Origin of the sequence: Pseudomonas sp. FeN3W, assembly GCA_030263805.2 — a bacterium.
GTDB classification, from domain to species: Bacteria; Pseudomonadota; Gammaproteobacteria; order Pseudomonadales; family Pseudomonadaceae; genus Stutzerimonas; species Stutzerimonas stutzeri_G.
The window spans coordinates 280,880-304,750 of sequence record CP136011.1 but is presented as its reverse complement, the minus strand read 5'-3'; the positions used below and the strand labels follow the sequence as shown (position 1 = coordinate 304,750).

Below are 23,871 nucleotides of genomic sequence, written 5' to 3'. Positions count from 1 at the left end.
ACATGGAATGATCATGACAATCCAGAATTCTTATAATGCTGATGCCATCGAGGTTCTTTCGGGACTTGATCCTGTTAAGCGTCGACCTGGCATGTATACAGATACAACAAGACCCAATCACCTTGCTCAGGAAGTCATCGACAACTCAGTTGATGAGGCGCTAGCCGGCCATGCAAAGAATATCAGTGTGACACTTCACACGGATGGTTCTATGGAGGTCAGCGACGACGGTCGAGGGATGCCCGTGGATATCCATCCTGAGGAAGGGGTTTGCGGTATCGAACTTATCTTAACCAAGCTTCATGCTGGGGGTAAGTTCTCAAATAAAAACTATGAGTTTTCTGGCGGCCTCCATGGAGTCGGGATCTCGGTTGTAAACGCGCTTTCTACGAAGGTCGTTGTCAGTGTTAAGCGCGATGGCAGTGAGTACCAGATGTCCTTTGCTGATGGCTTCAAGCAGTCAGAACTTGCAGTAATCGCAAGTGCACCGAAACGGGTATCAGGCACAAGTGTTCATTTTTGGCCAGATTCAAAATATTTTGATTCGCCAAAATTCTCGGTATCGCGACTCAAGCATGTGCTGAAGGCAAAAGCCGTTTTATGCCCAGGCCTGTCAATATCCTTCGAGGATAAGAATTCTGGAGAGCTAATTCAGTGGCATTATGAAGACGGCCTTCGATCTTACCTCGTTGAGGCCTGTGCAGATGCCGAGCGCTTCCCTGAGGAACCTTTCACGGGCTCTCTTGCGGGTAAGCGGGAGGCAGTCGAGTGGGCGCTTGTATGGCTTCCTGAGGGAGGGGAGCTGGTTCAGGAAAGCTACGTTAACCTGATCCCCACGGCTCAGGGCGGAACCCATGTCAACGGGTTGCGGCAGGGGCTGCTCGATGCGATGCGCGAGTTCTGCGAATTCAGAAACTTAATGCCGCGTGGCGTTAAGCTGGCGCCCGAGGATGTCTGGGACAGGATTGGATATGTCTTGTCCATGAAGATGTCAGAAGCTCAGTTTTCAGGCCAAACCAAAGAGAGACTTTCTTCTCGGGAAGCCGCTTCATTCGTGTCAGGTGTTGTTAAGGACGCTTTTAGTCTTTGGCTCAATGCCAACCCTGACAAAGGTCAATCGCTTGCAGAGTTCTTTATCAGCAATGCCTGTCGCCGACTGAAGTCCAATAAAAAGGTTGAACGGAAAAAGATCACTCAGGGCCCCGCGCTTCCTGGCAAGCTGGCAGACTGCGCTGGATCTGATTCCATGCGGTCAGAGCTTTTCCTTGTTGAGGGTGATTCGGCAGGGGGTAGCGCCAAACAGGCCCGCGACAAGGAGTATCAGGCGATTCTACCCTTGCGAGGGAAGATCCTTAATACTTGGGAGGTCGATAGTGGTGAGGTGCTTGCCAGTCAAGAAGTCCATGATATTGCGGTGGCGATTGGCATGGATCCAGGTTCTGAAGATCTGAGTCAGCTTCGATACGGTAAAATTTGCGTACTGGCCGATGCCGACTCAGATGGTTTGCACATTGCCACCTTGCTATGTGCACTGTTCATGCAGCATTTCCGGCCACTGGTGCTTGCCGGGCATGTGTATATTGCCATGCCACCTCTTTACCGAATCGACCTTGGTAAGGAGAAGTTTTATGCGCTGGATGAGCCTGAACGCGATGCGATATTGGATCGCCTGTCAGCTGGAAAGAAGCGGGGACTCCCTCAGGTTACCCGATTCAAGGGCCTTGGTGAGATGAACCCAGGTCAGCTGCGTGAAACGACCATGGATCCTAACACCAGGCGTCTGGTTCAACTGACCCTGGAAAATTTTGAGTCCACGAGTGAGATCATGGACATGCTGCTATCCAAAAAGCGAGCGAGTGACCGCAAGGGGTGGCTGGAAACAAAAGGCAACCTCGCTGAAGTCGCCCTTTAACATCATCCGATGAGAAATTCAAAATGAACGAAGTGATGCAAAACAGTCTGGATGGGGTCGAAAAGCGCTCGCTTGCTGATTTCACCGAACAGGCCTACCTGAATTATTCGATGTACGTCATCATGGATCGTGCGCTTCCGCATATCGGTGATGGTCTAAAGCCCGTTCAAAGGCGCATTGTTTACGCAATGAGTGAATTGGGGCTCGATGCAGATTCAAAGCACAAGAAATCAGCGCGCACCGTTGGTGACGTGTTGGGCAAATACCATCCACATGGTGACTCGGCGTGTTACGAAGCTATGGTACTCATGGCTCAGCCCTTCTCGTATCGATACACCCTGGTCGATGGGCAAGGCAACTGGGGAGCTCCAGACGACCCCAAGTCATTCGCAGCGATGCGTTATACCGAAGCACGGCTTTCGCGGTACGCCGAATCGCTTCTATCTGAGTTAGGGCAGGGCACCGTAGACTGGGTTCCTAACTTCGATGGCACAATGGACGAGCCCTCAACGCTGCCCGCTCGCCTGCCCAACCTTTTGCTTAACGGCACTATGGGAATCGCTGTGGGAATGGCAACTGACGTGCCACCCCACAATCTTCGTGAAGTGGCCGCAGCCTGTGTACGTCTGATTGATCAACCTGAGGCTGATGTTGAGGCGCTGATGGAGCATATTCAGGCACCTGATTACCCGACCGAGGCGGAGATCATTACGCCACGCGCCGACATTATGAAAATGTACAAGACCGGAAAAGGTTCGGTCAGGATGCGAGCTGTTTACCAAGAAGAGGATGGCGAGCTCGTCATCACCTCTCTGCCGCATCAGGTGTCAGGGTCAAAGGTTATCGAGCAGATCGCCGGACAGATGCAAGCAAAGAAGCTCCCTATGGTGGCTGACTTGCGGGACGAATCTGACCATGAAAATCCTTGCCGTATCGTAATCATTCCGCGCTCCAATCGGATCGACATGGATGACTTGATGCAGCACCTGTTTGCGACCACCGAGCTTGAATCGAGCTACCGCGTCAACATGAATGTGATTGGCCTGGATGGTCGTCCACAGGTTAAAGATCTGCGCACGATGCTCTCAGAATGGTTGCATTATCGAATTTCCACGGTAAGGCGGCGATTGCAGTACCGTCTCGATAAGGTTGAGAAACGTCTACACCTTTTGGAAGGCCTGTTGATTGCTTTTCTAAATTTGGATGAAGTCATTCACATTATTCGAACAGAGGAGCATCCAAAGGTTGCGCTTATGGCCAGGTTTGAGCTAACAGAGGCTCAGACTGACTATATCCTTGAGACTCGCCTGCGCCAGCTCGCTCGCCTGGAAGAGATGAAGATTCGTGGTGAGCAGGACGAATTAGCCAAGGAAAGAGCTGAGCTTCTTGAGCTTCTTGCGAGTGAGTTAAAGCTCAAAGGGCTTGTACGATCTGAGATCATTCGCGATGCAGAGCTATACGGTGATGACCGTCGCTCCCCTCTGATTGAGCGATCAGAAGCCAAAGCATTGTCCGAGACTGATCTGATGCCTTCAGAAGCGGTAACGGTTGTGCTTTCTGACAAGGGTTGGGTGCGTTGCGCAAAGGGTCATGACGTTGATGGCAAAGGGCTTTCCTACAAGGCTGGAGATGCCTTCAAGGCGCAGGTTTGCGGAAAGTCGAATCAGTATGCTGTTTTCCTTGATAACACCGGTCGAAGCTACTCGCTTGCAGCCCATTCTCTACCATCAGCACGAGGGCAGGGCGAGCCATTGACTGGTCGCCTCAGTGTACCACCAGGTGCAACGTTCGAATGCGTCCTCATGCCAGAGGATAGCGCTCTGTACCTCATGGCGTCCGATGCTGGATATGGATTCATTGCTAAGGGTGAGGATATCCAGGCCAAGAATAAGACAGGCAAAACGCTTATCTCTCTCCCAGAGGGAAGCAAGGTTATGCAACCGATTCAGATTGATGACGCAGAAACAAGCTTGGTGGCAGCGCTTTCCAATGAGGGCAGGCTACTTGTCTTTGGAATCAATGAACTCCCCCAGCTTAACAAAGGCAAAGGCAATCGCCTGATCAATATTCCAACGGATAGGGCTGCAAGCCGGGAAGAGCTCATGACTAATGTCGTCGTGTTCAAGCCGGAGGAGAGCCTCGTTATCACGAGTGGCAAGCGAACCATGACCCTTAAACCGGCTGATATCGAGCATTACCGTAGCATGCGAGGAAAGCGGGGGAGCATGCTGCCCCGTGGATACCAGAAGGTTGAAGCCTTGGAAGTATCAAAAAGCTAAACAAAAGAAAGCCCGCAGAAGCGGGCTTTTTTGATGGCAAATTTCAAGCTCTACAAGTCTCGAAATCATCAGCGCTGGCTGTAACAAGATGGGCGAACTGGATATCGGGCATTTCAATGAAACGCTTGGCGAAGAGCAGGTAAGCCATGATTTGCCAACTCCCATCTGAATCTTGTTTAACCGAGTATGGGTGGGCTATGTCACCCTTGAAGCACTTGTCGATTTTAAGCAGTCCGCCTCGCGGATAACGCCGTACTGCATCGCTGAATTTTCCTTCAATCATTTTTTTAATGACATCTGGACTGTATCCAGGATGATTTCGCTGGTCTTCATGCGTCAACATTTGTCGAAGACCCTCGTTACCATCCGGATAGCAGGCCACTAGCGCTGCTTCGTCCATGAGGATTTCACTTTGTAGGTACGGAGGGCCCTGGATCCAAATCTCGTCATCGACGTCTAGACGAATCGCAGCTATGGTTCTGCTGCCGACATCAGTGCAGCGATAACGGAGCCCACCGTGCGATTGAAAGTTTAAGCCAATGTGAAAGTCAACAATTTTCATAGAGTATCCGCATGCCTGGGTTTTGGGTTTGGTAATATGATACATGACTATTGCTTTGCTGTGAATCAGACTTCTGAGCACAACACGCTGGCCACTCAAGACGCTTTTGATTTAATCCTGTTTTTTTTGGCCACAGGCCTCTTCATATTCGAGCTGAAGAATAAACGATTGTGGCAATGGATATAGAGATGATAAATTAAACTAATCAACAATGAGAACGTTATGAGCAAGCAAATAAAGAATCCAGGCATAATTGTTAAGAACATTCTGAAAGGGCACAGCCGATACCTCAAGGACGGGTACTATGACGCAAAACAGTCTATCGGCGACCAGATGCCTTGCGAAGACAATAGATACCTTCAGCCTCTTTTTATGAGGGATTTCACCGAGAGTCTAAACTCAAAGTTCTACAATAGTGAATTTGAATCGCTTGATCTTGTAAATTACCTATTAGATCAGAAAGTTAACCCACTTGATATCGATGAATTTCTAAAGATCAGGTATGGCGCGTCGAGTTACCTAAGGATTTTGAGTTTTAAACAAGTTTACAGTAATGAAATTTGCTTATCATTGGTTAAGAAATGGGACGCAGTGTTCAAAAGAATCAGCGAAACAGAATTTCCTTATAAGATAAACAATGAGCTGATTGGTAGCCGTTCGTTGTCCATAGGTTCGAGAATAATTAACGCAGTCTTAGATAATAGGTCTGGCTTTTCACGCTGGCTCATTAAATCGCCGCTATTTGCAGATTACATGACTTCATGGAGCAAAGATGTTGTGAAGGGCTCAATTGATAGCCCATCAAAGAAAATTGAATCGATACTAAAAGGGGTGGGGGATTTGTACTACCTTGACCATTACCCCTTTAGCGACGATCAGGCGGCATCAGCAAGAAGTATGCTGTATAAGTTAAGGGATTCCATGGAGCCGCTACAGGATACTGTTCAACTTTCCAATATAGAATCAGAGGAAGACGATTACAGATATCTCTGTATGGATTCTATAGTAAATCTTTTTGAGGTTGCTTACCCTGATCTTGATGAGCGTCACGCCTTCGCACAAGACTTCATGCGAATAAATGACGATTATCTTAGATTGAGTATTTTAAAATCAGTAATATCCAATCCTGTCTTGGCTGTTGATCTTGCTGCACAAATAAATTCAAAAAGCAGATCATTGGCCTTATTAACAAGGGCTATTAGTCAGCAATTGTATTCACTTGGTTGTACTGAGGAAAAGATTAACCTGAGTGAGGAGTTTCGGAGGGCAATGTCTGGATACGGATTCCCAGATCTAAAGGAGTGCTCTGAAATTCAAGGGATAGTGACGAGCGCTGAATGCATTATTATGTTCGGGAAACTGGGGTATAAACTTGACACCCCATCTTTTCATAATACTTATTTCTTTGGGGATGAAAGGAAGATTGGTGGCTCATTAAGTGATGAGGTCATGGATTCTATATCTGACAACATAATTAAAGCATGTCGATATTTGAATGAAGGTTTTCTTGAGCTCAACATTGAAAAAAATTTTCTAGGACAGAATACAATTTTGCCACACTATCTGATGGGCTCTGTGACAAAAAGAGCGATTGAGCAAGGTGTTATAGATATTGAGAAAATTATCAGGACTGAGGCAAGAGTCGATAAGGTTTTAAATTACGGTGTCTCAATAGAGGTGTTAAGTAACCTTAAAGCATTTAAAAAATCCAAGAAAAATATTATACGAAATGATCTAGGTATTTAAATCACGCGCGCTTTTTGGACTGGTTATCGCGCTCGGACATTAGCGTCCGGCTAGCGGAATCCCCGCACTTTAGGGCAGGGGGATGTTAAGTGTCCCACCTTTTCTGACTGCTTCGCCGCATTTTAGAGGTCTTGCGATGAGGCTGGGGATCGTGAACTATGGAGTAATGATACAGTGTTAATTGCCACGCCTGTAATCGAGGTAATCCGAGCGAGGAGAGGGCTTCTGCTGCAAGATAAATAACTAACCAAACCTGCTCATTTGTTACAATCTGACCAAACAATAACAATGATCATGCAGCATTTATCAATAAGCGAAGCCAGCGAATTACTCGGCGTATCCATTTCAACACTTCGCCGTTGGGAAAAAGATGGCCGCTTGCGACCCTCTTTTCGCACCTGTGTTCAGCACCGTCGTTATGCTGTGAATGATCTCCATGCGCTGATAGGCAGGCACAGTCCAGAACAACGTAAAGTGGTGGGCTATGCTCGCGTATCTAGCCATGATCAAAAGGAAGACCTGGTTCGACAACGAGACAGGCTGATTCATTATTGTCACAGCGCTGGACACAGGGATGTAGAAATACTCAGCGACTTGGGCAGTGGCTTGAACTATCAAAAGAAAGCCTTTCTCAAGCTACTGCGCATGATTGCGCTAGGCCAGGTATCAACGTTGGTACTACTTCACAAAGACCGCTTGCTCAGGTTTGGTGCGGATATCATTTTTGAATTGTGCAAGTTGAATAAAACACAGGTGGTGATTGTTGATCAACCAGTAGAGGCCAATCTGGAAACCCGCCTTGTTGCTGACGTTATCGAGTTGATGACGGTGTTTTCTGCTAGGTTATATGGCTCGCGTTCACGGAAAAACCTAAAACACTTGCAGCAAGCGGCTTGACCCGTATAGAAGAGCTGATTAGTATCAAGTCATTCAGTTTGGAATACCCCACTTGCCCGTCTTCACCTATCAAACTCGCTTAGTATTAGAGGCTGCGCAAGACGCTGCCTTAAATGCCTATGCGAAGCAATACGGGCAACTGGAGCGCAAGTTGTTTGCCGCTATGGTGAAGAACACTTCGCTTGCCGCTTGCCACCGCAAGGATGAAGTGGTTTCTATTGCCCAACTAAAATCCAGGTTTATTGCTGACTACGGCATCACCGCCCGGCATTTCAATGCCATCCGCATGCTCTTGGAAGGCAAGATTGAGTCGATTAAGTCCCGTCAGGGTGACCTCATTCATGAGGCTCAAGGCAAGATTAAGCGACTGACCTCAACCCTTGTGCGCCTGGACAAAGAACTTAAGGTGCTGCGCAAACCCAAAAAGAAAATGACAACTGTCGATCCAGCCAAGATCGATAAGTTAGCGTTCTCACTGCATCAAAAGAAACGCAGCCTGGCGCGCCAGCAGGCGCGCCTGGAACGCATGATTACTGAGAAAGCCTGCGGCAAAGTCCGTTTATGCTTTGGCTCTCGCAAGCGTTTTCGCAGCCAATTCAATGATGCACAATTGACGCACGCTGACTGGAAAAAGGATTGGCAAACCAGCCGCAGTGATCAGTTCTTCCTGGTCGGCTCCAAGGATGAGACCGCAGGCTGCCAGAGCTGCGTGGCGACTGTGCAGGCTGATCAGCGCCTGAGGCTCAGGGTGCGCTTGCCGGAAGCGCTGGGCAAATACATCACACTGACCGATGTCCAGTTTGCCTATGGCCACCCATCCATTTTGAATTCCCTGGTAGCAGGGCGAGCGCTGAGCTATCGCTTTATCCGAGACGATCAGGGCTGGCGCGTCTTTGTCTCGACCCAGCACGACGATGTCCCGATTGTCACGAAACGCGGGCTTGGTGCCTTTGGCCTCGATCTGAATGCCGATCACCTGGCGTTGGCCGAGCTGGATCGTTTTGGTAATTTGATCAATACCCAACGCCTGCAATGCGCCACCTATGGTCTATCCACCGATCAGGCCAAGGCCAAAATAGGTGATCTGGCCAAGGCTGTGGCGGCGCAGTGCGCCGCCACTGGCAAGCCACTGGTGTTGGAAAAGCTGGATTTTCGTCAGAAGAAATCCGATTTAACCATGATGAATCCGAAGGCAGCACGCCTGCTCTCTGGGTTCTTTTACGCACAGGTGGGGGCTGCGTTACGCAGCGCCTGTTTCAGGGCCGGAGTCGAAGTCATTGACGTCAACCCGGCCTACACCTCGGTGATTGGCGCGGTGAATCACGCCAGTGTCCGAGGCATTTCTGTCCACCAGGGCGCGGCCACGGCCATCGCCCGACGTGGATTGGGTTTTTCCGAACGCCTGTCCACGCGAGCGGGTGTTGCACCCACACGCGGGGGTGGCCATGTCACCTTTGCCCTACCTGCAAGGAATCGGGCGAAGCATGTATGGTCATTCTGGGCGGGCGTGAGGAAAAACCTGTCAGCGGCGCATGCAGCGCACGTGCGGTCTGGGGATCATAAACAATCCCCTGCGCCTGTGATTTCGGCCAAGCAATGCGTGGCAACACGCAAAGGCCTGGCCCATTCACTGAGCCCTACCCGGACGTTGACGGTGAGACCCCGTCACGCGAGTCACCCTCACTGCGGGAGTGACGGCCTCGAAGATGTGCCCTTTTAAGGGCGACTTTGAGGTTTTAAACACTGTTCAAACTGCGTGAGTAGGTTTGGATAGGTTGTTTAAAGCGGTAGTCGACCAGGATCAACAACAGGGAGATTGCGAGCCACCAGGTGTCATCGGAGCAAGGGTCATGTAATATGATACGCATCAATTGACAACAAGGGAGGTCATCATGCGCATCATACCTTTGAAGCAGTACCAACCAACACACCTTTATTTTAGAGCTGGAGGTCAAGAATATTTCAAAATCCCGGTTGAGGCAGGCGCTTTTCTGTTTGATAGAGCCGGTGATCTGGATCATGTCCCTCGAATCTTGTCGCTTGACAGTCTGGCATGCAGGTTTTTCACAAATAATGATCAGATCCTTGTCGGCTGCCAGGTCGCTGCCGATGGCTGGTCATTCTTCGAGTGCAAAGTAAAAAGCGGAGAGCTTAAGGTAGCGCGGTACGTTGGCATGCTTTCACCGGCAGAAAGCGGTTCTTTTAGAGCCATAGGGGGTGATGGAATGCCCGTTGTACATAGAGAAGCCCTGAAAAGAATCAACGCCTTCACTATCACAGGAAAGAAGGGTGTTGATCATTTCGTTGTTATTGATCCCGTCACCTTGACCAGCCTTGCGATAAACGATAGCCCTGGATTTTGTGGGTCTAGCAGCGATGGGCAGCTAACTTCTTACGTAACCGTTAGACACAAGCTAAGACCCGACCTGCAATGGGTAGCATCGCTTGGTGAAGCCCTTTCAGGGGCTGTCGAATGGGCTCAAGAGGGTGTCGACAGTGAAACTCAGCCTATGGATCTTCGCTATACCTCGCTCCATCTGGATGGGCACTGTGGCAATACAAAATTAGTTCGATTTAAGCACTCCATGCTTGATAGTTTTCGCACGGCAATGGATAGGCCGGAACGTTTGGACGAACTCATGAAAAAGGCTTGTCTTTCCAAGTGGGAATTCTACCCCAGTTTTAATAACGATTCATTGACAATTGCTGTTTGTGAAAATGGGGATTTTGCCATTGCTCTTGCTCCTATGGCCAATGCATCAAGGGTCGTCAGGGTGTCGCATATTGGTCGCAGGCTTCCATCTGATTTGCTAGCGTTAGATCGGCTATTGCGGTCGGCGGGCATTATCCCCGAATCACTAAGCATCATGAAAAGCCGAAAAGACCATCGTCAAGCACTCTCATCAGCAAACCAGGTTCAGAAAAACATTTGCAGTGTTTCTTCGCTTGATGTCAATAACACTGAGAGTAGTTCCTCTATCAAGCAGATGAATGTTGTCGTTAAGAGAAAAGAATCACCGGCAATTTCGAAAAATACAAATCCTCAAATTAAATTATCAACTAACGAGAAAAAAACCAAAATTCCACATAAGGAAAAATTGGTTATCCATACATTTTCCAGAACAGATGCGGATTTTTGCTGGGTCGAGACAAGCTGGTCGAGAAGTGGCGAAACACAACATCGAAATATCTTTCGAGTAAAGAATAATGGTCAGGGAGATACTCAAATAGCAGCTGAAATGTTGGCGATAAGAAGAATTTTGCTCGATCACTCTTCAGCAGGTATACCAATAACTATTGGGGCTCAAGATATTGATCTTATTGTATCAAAGGGCGCTATAAAAAAGATGTTGAGGTCGGATTCGGAAAAAATTAAGGGAATTTGGCATTCGGCGCGTTATCTTATGGCTAGATGTTGTGGATCAAAAGTAACGGTTGAGAAGAAAAGCCCTCTGGTAAACGCCGATAGTGTTCCAGTCATCGATATTGATCTTCATGTAGTTGAAAAAGAAGAGATGCTTGATACTGTTATTGGATTAGTTCGCTTAAGCCACCATGCCATCAAGCGAGTAATGGAGCGAAGAACAGAGCAAGAAACCAATGCTTGGGCATACGCACTGTCTGAGCTTAAAGATGCAGTGCCAGGTGGTGAGTCTAGTGGTTTTTCAAAGGTTAAGCATGAGCGAGATGCCCAATACCTTGTATGCAAGTCCTGGTGTTTTGTTGTCGGTCGGGATAGAGCTGGAAATAGTCAAGTTGTATATACTGCATACCCAAACAGAAAAGAAATGCCTAAAATACCTAGCCGACCCTAAATAAATATGGCCGCTTCAATTGCGGCCATTTTTTGTGAACGATAATCTATAGTCAAGGTACGACTTGACTGTATGCGGCATTAATTTCCTGCTTGTCCAGTATTTTTGCTTCTGCGTACAGCTTCAGGTTATCACAATGTTTGGCGATATCTAGCAGTTTTGGCATGCATTTAAAGAATTCGGTGCCAGGAGGCCTTACTCTAAATGTTTGATTAATAGTTGCCCAGCTGTTTCTATCTTTTGTGTCAAGGTAAAATGCCTGACTTATCAACTTATCTCCATGTCGAGCAAGTTTCTCTATATCATTAATAAGCTTTTCTAAAGTATTCTCATCAACATCGTTGTCAATAAACGATGTGAGTCTTTCAAGCTCCTTGTCTATCTCATGAATGTGTGAATAGATTAGAGCGCAGTGATCAGTATTCAAAACGCTGGCGGAAACGCTAGCTGAAATATTGATCTTGAACCTTGCCATAGGCTTTCCATCGGCATCGGTTTTAAAAAACTCTTTAAATAGTTTGCTTTTCATAATAACCCCTTAGTATTAACCTTCATCATATTACCATTCTTGAGTTAAAGTAAAAGCTATTTAGGAGTGATGGGTTAGCAATCAACTTTACAATAGACGTGGATATTAGCTAAGCAATTTGTACTATTGATGTTATCGTGACAGTAGGTCAAACTAAGCACATGGATAAACGATTGGTTGAAAAAATCAGTGCCGCCCTTCAGGAGGACTGGTCATTAATAAGAAAGGTTCCGCCTGACAAATTGACGGAAGGCATCTGCTTTTCTGTATTATCGGAACACCGAGAGCCTTTGCTGCTTGGTTTGATACCTCAAAAATTTTTGACCAGGAACTTCTTTCATGCATTAGTTCGGGTGCATCCAGAAATTCTATCAGCTATTCCAGTGGACATACTGGATAGAACAATTTGTATTGAAGCGGTGCGAAGAGAGCATAGGCTTATTGCTCATGTTCCAGACCATATATTAGACAAAGAAATTGCAGAAGCAGCTGTGTTTTTTAATGGAAAGGCATTTCGCTACTTGCCAGAAAAATACCAAAATGAAGATCTGTGCATTCTCGCAATTAAAGATGACCCGACAGTTATTGAATACATACCAAGAAGCGAGTTAACAAAGTCTGTTTGTCTTGAAGCGGTTAAGGTCAATGGCTTGACTCTGGCTTTTGTCCCTGATCGATTAAGAGATGAGGACATAGTACTGGCAGCGGTTAGTCAAAATTGGCAATCCCTGCGTTACGTTTCAGAAGCCAAGCAGACGCCAAGCGTCGTAGAAGCTGCACTGACCCAAAATGGGAAATCCATAAAACATGTTGTGGAAGAAAATCGAACCGACTTGATTTGGTGCAGGGCTATCGAGAGCAGCCCTGAAGTATTAGGTATGATTGACCGAGACGAACAAACGTTAGAAATGGTACGGCTTGCGCTTGCTAGGGAGCCAGAGGTAATTTCGATGGCGAATTCTGACCTTATTACCGAAGATATAGCGGCAACGGTTCTTACGTTAAAGCCTGAGATGTATAAACATATTCCACCAAGAATACTAAACAATGGATTTTTGATGGACATACTAATCGACGATCCAACGAGGGTGGTTCATATGAGCAATATATCGCTTGTTGGAAAAGTAGATCTCATACAAGCGTTGTATTTTTCGAACAGGGAATCAAAAGAGCGCTATGGAATTAGACGGCTTGAGCAGTTTCAACAGCGAATAAATGAAATACAGGCGCCTTTAACTGATGCGCAACATATAAAAAATGCAGCTGAGTCAAAGGGTGATATTGAAATAATATTCAACCTAATTCATGTCAGGCCATTTACTTTTCCGAAGCTGGGAAAATTGTGCGTCAAAGAAAACACTGAAAAACTCATGATCAGCCTTTTCGGCAATAAAGTATCTGATCGCTATTTCAAGCAAAAAACCTCTGATGTGAGGCGATCAGGTTGTAGGTCATGAGAAATACTGGTTGCCACTTTTGTAATGATAAGCCATAATTGACAAAACAAAGGAGTCGATTATGTCATATCGCGTTCTGCCTATTCTATTTCTCTTTTTGCCTCTCAGCTATGTTGGCGCTTCTGATTCTGAATCATGTGCCGAAGGTGTCTGCAAGCCTTTGCAGTCCAGTGAGTGCGGCGCGCTAAAGAATCCGTCTAAAGCGTTAGATGAAATGATTATTCAATCTGTTAATCAACCTAAGATTTATAGGGATAATGGGATTATTATTGAGGGTGAGCTGTCTCTTCAAGACCAAAGGGATCGATATCTTGGGTATGACGCCGAGTGTGCCGTACAACGATACCAGGGGATTAAGTTATAGCGATCAACCTTCTAGAAGACGCACCAGCGACAAGCTCATGTGCGTCATTTAAGACTGCTTCATAGAACACGTGAGCTTTACATCACGATAGTGGTTCACGAGCTGCCACCACCATTTATTGCCCAAACAATCGCCGATGTTGGTCTATATTCTTCAGTATATGACATGTATCATTAATGATCAGGCGCTATTATTACATTTAATACGGGATATCATACTCCTCTGATTGTTTCTGCCATTTATTTAGCAGCTTCTTTGGTATGGATTTCTTTTTATCTTCAGGGATAAATTGAAACGCATAGGGTAAATTTTCAGCTGCAAGCGTTATTATCTCTAAATCCATCCATGAAGAATGAACACCAGAAATCGACATGGGGTTTGATTTAATTGCGCTGATAACCATCTCCTTAGTCTGAAGGACATAAGGCACATCCTTAATAAAAAGAGGGTTTTTATTTATTGCCATATTGTAAAATTCAATGGTTCTAAATTGCAATGGAATCATGTTGATCGCTTCAGAATCCAGCCGGCTATTCGATACGAGAGTATAAGCCACTTCCTGATCAACCATTTCACGCGAAACAAGTTTCTCAATTAAGTATATGGATGCAGACTTGCAAGCATGAAGCAGCATTTCACGCGTTTGGTACTCAGTGCTCATATCAAAATACAAGTGCCCAGAATTAGACAAGGCCGTATACCACATCTCTTTTGTTTTATAAACATCAGGAATGCTTAATATGATTTCACCATAAAGGCTTACTGACAAACAACAGGATTCGCTTGTAATTGCCTCTATCGGGAATCTTAAAATTGCACTAGGATCTATCTCAATTAGATACTCACTAAGTGTTGGACTGAACATATGAGGCGGAATCTGATATTCAGATCCATGCATCTCCATGTCTTCCGCATAAAGGGCCATGATAGACCTTTCAAGAGGAGGGAGATCTATGCCAGCAACACTGGCCTGCAAAGGCCAAGTAGCTGCTAGAAGCTGCCAGCCAATGGCGATAGGCATCAAGTAATGATCACCTGACTTAAGGTCAGGCAGAGCAAGCAAATAATCACCCATTTCGTGAGCGATCATAAGTTTTTTAAGCTCAACAGGATATTTCTTTATAAGATCGCCTGGAGAATAACCCAGTGAATTTAGTTCAGAAACAACGTTGTGTACAAAGTTTTCATTTGAGTTCATTTGCTTGCCTATTTCTGATTTTATTTCTCTTTATCAGATATTTAGCTGATTAAGGATGTGCTCGCGCTTTTGGTTCTTTGATGCTTCCTTAAGAAGTTCAGGCATGTCCAGAGATTTCGATATTCTTAGAACCTGACTTTTCCTTACGCATCCGATTAATTCATCTGCCGTATAAAGTTTAGCTAATTTGTCTCTAAACAAGTCATTACCTTCAAAGCCAAAATTCATATCGAGTGACATTGAAAGAAAGTCACCCCTCAAATATTTTGATTGTTCAGGGAATGCCTCAATTAAGCTTTCACAGCCTGCTCGCACTTTTAATGCTAAATTTGACAGACGGTCTTCAGTTGTCTGGGTAATCGGAAGGTCAATTATCGCCCTAAATACTGAATACTTAACCTTTTGGTCACAAAGCAATGCTAAAAGAAGTTTTCCGTGTAAGTTTGAAAATGGATCATCATTTTTCAATGAGATTCTTTCAGTAGATTCCTTGTTGTAATTAATAATTCTTAGACTTGCGTCAGCAACTCGCTCGGTGGCTACCGCACGGTCGATCCAAGATTTTATGTTTGTGAAATCAAACTTGGGATCCATAAAGACATTTATCAGGGCTTCAACATGATCCTTCTCATAATTAAAACCTTCCCCATAGCATTTTCTATATAGCTCTGACTTTGCTGGAGTATCAATCTGGAAGATAAAGGATTCACAGCCCAAATTTATGATTGATTGTTCTGTAGTCGGCAAGTAGGAGTTATTTATAGCGTACGTTTTTAATTTTCGCGGGTGCCTTGTCAAAAGAGCAAAATATCCATCACCACAAATAGGCAAACTTTCTTTTTGCGCCTTTAGCAACACATCTCGATTTCGCTCGATGAAAAGCCGCTTATATGGATTGATGTTTGTATAAACAAAATCCTCTTCACCTATAGCTGGTATTTTCAATGCCTCTTTTATTTCTTTGAATTTTATCTCGAAGTAAGCTTCTCGCTTTGACGGCGTCATGTCCAAGCCGCTGATGATAGTTTCAACCAGGTCATTCTCAATCGCGATGGCTAGAGCTTCATCTTCAAATTTTTTGTAGATCATGATTTTCTCCTGTTATCACCATGATAAAGCATGAGCGAGGCAAGGGGCCAGACCATAACGATTTATGGCCTTGCTTCCTTACGAGAAAAATGACAGTTCCGACAGTGAATCACTGAATGCGATACACGCCTATTGACATAGTGCTGCTTTGTGGTAGATTTCACTTGCGATTTAGCAAACTCAATAAGGATGTATCATGTTCGAAAGATCTAGCCGCTTGCCAATTGTTGCAGGGATTACCGCCGCATCGGCCCTTGGGCTTTTCATGCTTTTCAAATTCTGCACAGTCTACAACGAGGCAGGATACCAGACGCATGTCCGCACCATTTTCGGCGAAGAAAAGGTGGTCACAGACGTTGGCTATGCAACCACCTGGTTTGGTCGCGCGACGGCCTGGAAGCAGGCTCAGACGGTTCAGTTCACCACTGGGGATATCCAGAATCTAGGTGATGAAACGACCGGTGCTGTAAAGAACTACCGTATCGTATTCCTTGGCAACGTCGATGGTGGCGTTGAGGCCTCCACTCGTTTTCGCCTACCTCAGGGCGAGCAGTTTCTTAAAATTGCTCGTGAATACCGCAGTCCTGAGAACTTCGTGGCCACGGCCCTGATTCCGGCTGTAAAAGAGACGCTACAATCGACCGCATCGCTGATGAGCGCAGACGACTATTTCTCGGGTGCGCGGAGCGAATTCGGTAGCGAGTTCGAAAATCAGCTTCGCCAGGGTCAGTACATCACCAAGCGCAAAGAGGTAATCACTAAAACCGCCCGTGGACGCAATGAGGCCGGTGGCCTGATGTCTGGCGCTGATATCTCGGGCTCTACAGATGACGATAGCCGTCGAAGCATTTTCGTGACCGAAAAAGTGTTGGACGATAAAAACGAGCCACGCCGAAAGGCTCAGCAGTTCATTGCGATGGGTGTCGAGGTCGTAGAGGCACGTATCACCAACATCGAGCCGAACCCTCTTTATAAAGACCGCATGGTCAAGGTGCAGACTGCTCTTGCTGAGCTTGCTGTCGCCCGCCAGGCTCGCCTGAAAGAAGAAGAGGAAAAGCTGCTGGTTACTGCACGTGGCGAGAAAGAGGTTGAGCAGAAGCGTCAAGAGACACTGCGCGATCAGATCGAAGCGACAACCAAGGCACAGACCACCAAAAAACTGGCGGTTATCAACGCCGAACGTGAAAAAGAGCGCGCTGAGATCGAGCGTCAGACAGCCTCCTTGATTTTTGAAAAGGCTAAAATTGACGCCCAGTCAACCAAAACCATTGCCGACGCTAGTGCATATGCAAAGGAAGCCGAAATCAAGGCAAACGGGGCGCTGGAGCAGAAACTTGAGGCCATGGTCAAGATCAACCAGGTTTGGGCAGAAGCTGCCACCAAGGCACCAGTTCCAGGTATCGTGATGGGCGGATCCCAGGGTGGCGCAACCAGCCGCCAGGACGAGATCGCTCAAATGATGGGAATCATGGCGGTCAAGGCAGCAAAAGACCTCCAGCTTGACATGAATGTTACCAAGTAACAGACACTGCTAAAATAAGCCCGAGGATACCCTCGGGCTTTTTTGTTACGGCGTCAAGCTAAAGGAATCATCAAAGTTCGCCCTAATGGCCTTCATGAACTCAGGCTCATTAACTTCTTTAATGGGAGCCGGTTCAATGAAAGTATAGGAATGATCTTCAAGACTATCCCTTAAAGCTGAGTACAATCTTGCCGGGTCGTTGTCAATATATCTGCCTGAGAAATCAAACCCGTTCAGTTCTATAAGAACTGGGCCTCTGTCCGTCATACCAAAATCAGCTACGAATGCTGGCGCCAAATCCCTGTTTTCTTTCGCAAACTCATTTGCGAGCTCTGCAATTTCACTTGGCACAGGCATTGACTCATAGTCCGTGTAGCCTGACAAGCTCGTCACCACACCTGAAACAATGAAGGCTCTAAATTCTTGCCTTTTGTTGTCTTCGTAAGAAATTTCCAAAACCTCTGAAACAATCACTCCATCTGCTGGATTAAATAGGCCTGGCTTCGAGATAAGCTCCATTTCTCGATATGGGCAATACCATGGAGTTCCAGGCTGAAAAGCAACAAAGTCAGTGTCTTTAGCGTTATTGATGATCATGCTTACGTTTTTATCGAGCTGCTTCGCTTTTGCATAAGGCATAAGCATTGAATTGAGAGCAGCATCATCTTTAAAAACGTGGTGCAAACTGAAATTATAAGAGCCCTTGCTAACACCCTTGATGAAAATAGGTGTTTCTAGGCTCCCGCTATTCATAAGCTCATTAAATTGATGTTGCGTGGCTAAATAGACCATTCTTTTCAAAAACTTGTCAGGACTGACAATGGAACTTGGCCAATGAGATACTGCCTGATCCTGTTCTTTGCTTACAAGAAAACGACCGACACGCAGAGGCAAGGGTAGGGGCACAGTTCGCCTCCACCTGGGTACTAGCGTTAGCTCTGAGGGGAGATTGCTAAAGTCAATGTTGGTGTCAAGAACCGTACTCTCTGGTTCTGGCTTAAGGCTGTTTTCGTGCTCATGCAATACAACATACGGGATGTTAAGATCCCGACAGGTCAGTATCTCCTTGGCTCGCTCACGACGAAGGCAGTACTCAAGATCCTCATTTACCTCGTCAAAATGCCGCAATGCAATGTCAAGGTTTACCAACATGCTGTCCAATGACGTTTCTGTGAAAATGACTAACATTTTTCTGCCCTCTTTTTTAATAGGTTACACCCCACAATGTAAAAAATGTAAGCCTTATTTGCAAAGCAGAATGATAGCTAGCCTTCTATTCTCATAGGTTGGTCGTCGACCATCAGAGTAAACAATCGACTTTTCCAAATGACAATGATAGATTGGATATAAAGCGATAATTAAAAGAGAATTTCGTAATGCACTCATCTGTTCTAAATGCCCTTAAAGAATTTCCCAGGCTTGATCACTTGAATGATGAGCAGGTTGAGATGCTTGGTATTATCAAGGAGCAATCAGACGCTATTGATTACGTTAAGCGTGAGCTATGGAGTGATGATTTCGCAGAAGCTTTAATGCTGGTAAAGCCATCTATTTTTCGAAGATTCCCGAGAGATTTCAGAACGGCTACAGTGAGCGGATTGGCCTTTTCTCACGATGTACAGCTTATCAGTCATATACCAGACCAACACATAAGTGAAGAGATGATGTTTAAAGCCGTGAGCTTGAATGCAGATCTGCTGAGAGTGCCTAAAGATGGATTCGATTTCCAGAGCGATAGAATTGCCAAATTTGTTTTATCAGTTAGTTCAAACTACTGGGATTACCTTTCTTTAGCGCATCGAACAAAAGAGAATGCTCTATTCTGCGCTAGCTGTACTGGAAAAATACCCACCTTAATTGACGATTTAAAACTGTCTATTGATATTATTGTTGGTATATTAGATGATGAGGAAATGAAATATTGCCCAAAATTGATTGACAAGATCATACATGGCATAGAAACGCGCAAAGAAGAAAGTAATAAAGAATTAATCTATCAGGCAGCTGATGATATATTTTCAAATACGCACGACCGCGCATTAGCGTGCATAGCGCTAGGCTTGCATGATGTAGAAACTGCTGCAAGATTGGCGTCATCAGACCCGATTCTATCTGGAATAGCGCTGGAGCTACACGACAGCCACGATTTAATGCGCTACATCAGTGATGCGGAACTTAAGAAAAAAATAACAGAATTCTCATTCGATTTGTGATCAATAGAAATTAATTGACCACATACCCTCCACGCTATTTTGGAGAATAGTCCTTATCAAGATCCTTTGATTGCTCCTTAATGTCCTTGAAGGTATCCGAAAAGGTTCGCTTAACCTGCAAATGCGATGCATCAACTGGTGTGCGCAGCAATCTCTCTACGGCAGATTCAGGCTTAACATAGGTTGGAATCTGAATTTTTGTTTTGAGTAGAACATCAGCAGCAGATGGTTCTTTACTAATTGGCTTCGGCAGTTCATCAAGCCAGTCTTCTGGAATGTAGCTTACAGGCTTTTCCTCGACAAGGTTAGGAACGTTCATCTTAGTGCTTAGGACACGATCTGCAACAGACATCGGCTTCTCGTATCTTGGCAGGTTCATCTTTTGCTGCAATATTGATTCAGCACCTGACACTCGTTCTTGAGGTGTAACTGGCTTATCCCAGTCCTCAGGGATAGCCCTTGTTGAGACTCTTTCGGAGCCATCATTAACAACAGAATTGGAGATAATGCCCTGTTCTAGCTCGGTATAATTTGTCATGTTAAACCCTCTTTTATACAGTATAAGGCAGGAGCCAGGTCTTTAGCATTATTTAAAAGAGAAATGTTGTTTATTTTTAGACTGTTCAGTCATGGTGCGCCAAAACGCGAAACGCCTTCAGGGCAGTAAGCCATCATTCGATGTAACATAAAATTGACAAATGCACATGAGTGCGACAGTAAAACGTCACGCCATCCATTTATCGTGTAGAAACGTAACAAAATTGACTTAAATTTTATTTAATGTATATAATTGCTATTATTCTCGTGCACTAAACAGCCTCTTGTGGGTTCTTGTTAATAAATTCACTATGGAACCCTTTATGAATTTTCAATACGGCTTTGCATATAAATCTTTTAGAATTTATTCAATCTTCAATCTAAAAAAATGATTACAAATGCCGGCACCCTTGTCGACAAAGAAATCTCGCTAATCCTTCGAGTAATAATGTTGTTTTTTGCTCTTGTTTTCTTCCATTACGCACATGCTTCATTGTCGAAGCTTCAAGACTCTCTGCCAGCCGCTCTTATAGTTTATGAAGTCAAGGATGATAGCGTTACGGATTTCATTAATGGCCTCTCTGGTATCGATGTTACGGTAATAAAAACCTCATCAAGCATGACTAAAGACTTTGAGTGTTTCAAGTACTCAAAGGTATTTATGTTTGGCGTGAAGATTGCTGATGAATCTGTCTTGAATTGCGGCGTGTCGCGTGTTGTTGTCATCGACACACAGGAAGCAATCGCTAACTTAAGAACTAAGCTAGGCAAGGATTTTGGTTATGTTTATACAGATCAGCCAATAAAAAATCATTTAAAAGTTATTTCTGAAAATATCCCAGCAATTAAAACTGTTGGTATTTTGTATTCAAATAGGGACGTTGTTGATGAGCTCAATAACGCATCCAAGGAATTAAATTTAGAACTTGTTGCTGTTAAAATTCCTGATGGTGATAGCGCTGGCAGGCATTTTCGTCGCCTCCTAGGGCAGGTCGATGCTATACTGGTAACGTCGAATCCGGTAATCTGGCCCCCAAGTGATATCAAGGGCTATCTTCTAGCCAGTGTCAGACAAGGGAAACTGATAATTGGAGGGACAAGCTCTGATAATGTCAAATCCGGAGTATTTGCAGGGGCGTTTACGGACTATCTCGCCCTTGGTCAGCATATTAGAAAGAAGTTATCTTTTCTTCCCTGCGCAGAAATAAAAATAGCCTCGGCCCCGTACTATTTTAAGTTTAATAGCTTCCTTGCAAAACGCTTGGGAATTGATGTCAGGTCAGAATCAAGTGAAGAAAATTATTAAAAACTACAAGTGGTTGCCATGGAATCTAATTGCGTCCTGGATGGTTAGGCGTTTTCCTCTTAGATCTCTCTTCAAAACAGGCATGCTTGGCGTTGCATGGATTTTTGCTATTCTTTTTCTTACAACTAGAGCTGCAAGTGTTCAATACGCTATAAATGAGGAATTTATTGCCACTTCAGAAAGAATTAAAGACGGTATTTCAGAAAAGTTATTGGCGCCGCTTTTAACCGGTGATTATGAGGCGGTTCAGGCAATCATAAATATCGCTATGAAAGACAAGAACCTCAAATATATTGAGGTTAGGCTTCCGTCTGGAGTTGTGGGAGAAGAACTTGTTTTTAAGCCTGACCCTTTTAGTTACGGAAAAGGGAATGCATCAAAAGAGTACGATGTACCATATTTAAGAGGTCTGGCTTACCCAGAGTACACGGGATCGATAAGCCCTTCAATTTACAACGCCAGTGACTTCAGCACTGTTGATATCACGAACATCGGATCTGTGCACCTTGTGCTCGATTTCTCTGATCGCCTTGATGTGCAGGTTTTGGTTTTTGCTGTCGCTGGTATTTGCCTTCTTTTGATAATATTTTTTGCATTGGCGCTTAGCTCAAGGGTACAAAAAGAAGTTTCAGACCCAATCTACGGCATTCTTCGCGCCATGAAGGAGATTGAAAGCAGTGACTTTGAAGAACAGGTTGATTTGCCATTTAGCGAGCAGCGAGAAATTTCTGAGCTTATTTCATATTCAAAGAATTTCAACAACACGATTGTACAGCGCAGTGACGAGCTCAAACTTCTCCTACAACGACAGGAAGAAATCATCAACGAAAGAACCAGGGATTTAACAATAGCCCTGGACAAGGCTAATCAGTCAGCGGAGAGCAAATCTAATTTTATTAGCATTTTGAGCCACGAGCTCAATCAGCCGTTATTCTCCTCAATAATGGCGCTCACAAACATGTCACGGCATCAAGATATTTCCTCAAATCAGTCAATCAAAAGCTATATTAATACCGTACTGAATCATCTTGAAAATGCAAAGAGTCAAATCGAGAATGTTTTGGATTTTACCAGAAATGGCATGCAGTCATTTGTTCCTAAAACACAAACGTTTGACGTCTATAAGCTAATTGAAACCATTGTTAGCTCTCACTCAGCCTCTGCTCAAAGCAAAGGCTTGTATATTGATTTAATAATTGGAATTCACCTACCAAACATGATTGTTAGTTGTGCGTCTGGATTTCAGCATATTGTTAATAATCTGGTAGGTAATGCCATTAAATATACTGATAAAGGTGGAATTACCGTTTACATCGAAGCTTGCGATTATCAAACCCCTAGCAAGTTTCAGGTGAAATTGGTGGTCAGCGATACAGGGATTGGGATCCCAGAGTCTGATCAAGAACGAATTTTTGAATACTACACGCAAGTGGGTGATGCTACGACGAGGCTTCAGGGCGGTTATGGCATTGGCCTTGCCATTGTTGATAATTACATAAAGTCATTAAATGGTAATAGATATTTAACATCTGACGGATCCGGTGCCGAATTCACAATAACGGTTCCGGTAGAACGCCCAGTTCATGCACTTAGCGCTATTCAGTCAAATTGCATACCGCTTGTTGCATCCATGAATGCCATGTTCGTATTGTACGATACGCGCCAATCATGGGCCGATGGCATTCGCACTAGGCTTGAAAATTTTAATGCCGAATGCGCTGTGGCAAATAATTTTTCTGATATTGTTTCTCTCATGACCGAGGCGAATAAACAAAAAAGACCATCTGTTCTAATTCTTCAGAATATGCTTTCTAACAACTTAAATAATGTTCAAATTAATGATTTGAAGTCTTTCAGCTCAATGCTAATTATTGACCTGGAATCTTTTGAACGGGTAAATTTTGGTAAGGACAATATCATGCTGCTTGGTGCTGATATTGTACTAGATAACAGCGTTGCAATGGATAATTTAATAATGTCATGCCACAAGGCTTTATCGTTAAGCTCAATCCCTGTGCAGACAAGTACGCGTAAAACTCTTAATAGCGAGGAAAATAAGCTTCATGGATGCAGTGTTCTTTTAATTGACGACAATCTCAGCAATCTGGAATTTACCCGTGAATTTTTAGAATCTCATGGTGCGGTGGTGGATATTGCTCTTGGCCCAGAGTCTGGTATTCAGTCTGCTATAATTAATGAATATGACGCAATTTGCGTTGATATCATGATGCCCATTATAAATGGAATCGAAGTCAGCCAAAGAATACGTGAGTACTCTGTAAATTCCACAAAACCAATCTTCGCTTTTACAGCAGCTCAGTTGGACAAGGAAAAGATGCAAAAGCTTAACCTATTAAATGTTCAAATGATTATGAAAATGGAAGCTACAAGTATTCTGGTTGATTCTCTTCGCGATGCAATTTTCCCTGGGAGATTATAAGGCAA

The 23,871-nt window shown here is 44.8% G+C and carries 18 protein-coding genes; 12 read left to right on the top strand and 6 right to left on the bottom strand.

The annotated features are described in order from the left end of the window. Positions 1-13: 13 nt before the first annotated feature. Both parE and parC read left to right on the top strand, forming a co-directional pair. Entirely contained in the window at positions 14-1,912 is a 1,899-nt protein-coding gene (gene parE / locus P5704_025110; protein WOF82080.1) for a DNA topoisomerase IV subunit B, read from the top strand. Between the two features lie 23 nt (positions 1,913-1,935). Next, the gene (gene parC / locus P5704_025105) at positions 1,936-4,191 is read left to right on the top strand and encodes a DNA topoisomerase IV subunit A (protein ID WOF82079.1); all 2,256 of its coding nucleotides are present in this window, start codon (positions 1,936-1,938) and stop codon (positions 4,189-4,191) included. A gap of 43 nt (positions 4,192-4,234) precedes the next feature. On the opposite strand, the gene P5704_025100 is transcribed toward parC, so the two are convergent. Then, complete coding sequence (locus P5704_025100; GenBank protein ID WOF82078.1) at positions 4,235-4,753, bottom strand: hypothetical protein; 519 nt, start codon at positions 4,751-4,753, stop codon at positions 4,235-4,237. Between the two features lie 222 nt (positions 4,754-4,975). On the opposite strand from P5704_025100, the gene P5704_025095 reads away from it, so the two are divergent. From P5704_025095 to P5704_025080, 4 genes are all read left to right on the top strand, one after another. Beyond that, a complete protein-coding gene (locus P5704_025095) occupies positions 4,976-6,499 on the top strand; it encodes a hypothetical protein (GenBank protein WOF82077.1) in 1,524 nt (507 codons plus the stop codon). Positions 6,500-6,787: 288 nt separating this feature from the next. Further along, entirely contained in the window at positions 6,788-7,396 is a 609-nt protein-coding gene (locus P5704_025090; protein WOF82076.1) for an IS607 family transposase, read from the top strand. A gap of 52 nt (positions 7,397-7,448) precedes the next feature. Next, complete coding sequence (locus P5704_025085; protein WOF82075.1) at positions 7,449-9,116, top strand: hypothetical protein; 1,668 nt, start codon at positions 7,449-7,451, stop codon at positions 9,114-9,116. A 172-nt stretch (positions 9,117-9,288) separates the two neighbouring features. Further along, entirely contained in the window at positions 9,289-11,211 is a 1,923-nt protein-coding gene (locus P5704_025080) for a hypothetical protein (protein ID WOF82074.1), read from the top strand. 52 nt (positions 11,212-11,263) lie between these two features. Here the strand turns inward: P5704_025080 and P5704_025075 are convergent, their stop codons facing one another. After that, positions 11,264-11,740: a hypothetical protein gene (locus tag P5704_025075; protein WOF82073.1), complete on the bottom strand. Its 477-nt coding sequence runs from the start codon at positions 11,738-11,740 to the stop codon at positions 11,264-11,266. A 137-nt stretch (positions 11,741-11,877) separates the two neighbouring features. On the opposite strand from P5704_025075, the gene P5704_025070 reads away from it, so the two are divergent. Next, positions 11,878-13,197: a DUF4116 domain-containing protein gene (locus tag P5704_025070; GenBank protein WOF82072.1), complete on the top strand. Its 1,320-nt coding sequence runs from the start codon at positions 11,878-11,880 to the stop codon at positions 13,195-13,197. Positions 13,198-13,258: 61 nt separating this feature from the next. Beyond that, positions 13,259-13,561: a hypothetical protein gene (locus tag P5704_025065; protein WOF82071.1), complete on the top strand. Its 303-nt coding sequence runs from the start codon at positions 13,259-13,261 to the stop codon at positions 13,559-13,561. A 199-nt stretch (positions 13,562-13,760) separates the two neighbouring features. Here the strand turns inward: P5704_025065 and P5704_025060 are convergent, their stop codons facing one another. Together P5704_025060 and P5704_025055 are read right to left on the bottom strand one after the other, a co-directional pair. Further along, on the bottom strand, positions 13,761-14,759 hold the full coding sequence (locus tag P5704_025060; GenBank protein ID WOF82070.1) for a DUF4116 domain-containing protein: 999 nt from the start codon (positions 14,757-14,759) through the stop codon (positions 13,761-13,763). 33 nt (positions 14,760-14,792) lie between these two features. Beyond that, on the bottom strand, positions 14,793-15,848 hold the full coding sequence (locus P5704_025055) for a hypothetical protein (protein WOF82069.1): 1,056 nt from the start codon (positions 15,846-15,848) through the stop codon (positions 14,793-14,795). Between the two features lie 196 nt (positions 15,849-16,044). Between P5704_025055 and P5704_025050 the strand changes: the two genes are divergently transcribed. Beyond that, positions 16,045-17,370, top strand: coding sequence for an SPFH domain-containing protein (locus P5704_025050; GenBank protein WOF82068.1), 1,326 nt, complete (start codon positions 16,045-16,047; stop codon positions 17,368-17,370). A 45-nt stretch (positions 17,371-17,415) separates the two neighbouring features. On the opposite strand, the gene P5704_025045 is transcribed toward P5704_025050, so the two are convergent. Next, positions 17,416-18,276 carry an ATP-grasp domain-containing protein gene (locus P5704_025045; GenBank protein ID WOF82067.1) on the bottom strand — a complete coding sequence of 287 codons (861 nt, stop codon included), beginning with the start codon at positions 18,274-18,276 and terminating at the stop codon, positions 17,416-17,418. Between the two features lie 470 nt (positions 18,277-18,746). Here P5704_025045 and P5704_025040 point away from each other — a divergent pair, with 470 nt between their 5' ends. Further along, positions 18,747-19,583: a hypothetical protein gene (locus P5704_025040; protein WOF82066.1), complete on the top strand. Its 837-nt coding sequence runs from the start codon at positions 18,747-18,749 to the stop codon at positions 19,581-19,583. Between the two features lie 34 nt (positions 19,584-19,617). Here the strand turns inward: P5704_025040 and P5704_025035 are convergent, their stop codons facing one another. Continuing rightward, positions 19,618-20,121, bottom strand: a complete 504-nt coding sequence (locus P5704_025035; protein WOF82065.1) for a hypothetical protein — start codon at positions 20,119-20,121, stop codon at positions 19,618-19,620. 387 nt (positions 20,122-20,508) lie between these two features. Here P5704_025035 and P5704_025030 point away from each other — a divergent pair, with 387 nt between their 5' ends. After that, positions 20,509-21,426 (top strand): hypothetical protein, encoded by a 918-nt coding sequence (locus P5704_025030; GenBank protein ID WOF82064.1) that lies wholly within the window; start codon positions 20,509-20,511, stop codon positions 21,424-21,426. Then, complete coding sequence (locus P5704_025025) at positions 21,410-23,866, top strand: ATP-binding protein (GenBank protein ID WOF82063.1); 2,457 nt, start codon at positions 21,410-21,412, stop codon at positions 23,864-23,866. The genes P5704_025030 and P5704_025025 overlap by 17 nt, the downstream gene beginning before the upstream one ends. The last annotated feature ends 5 nt before the right edge of the window (positions 23,867-23,871 follow it).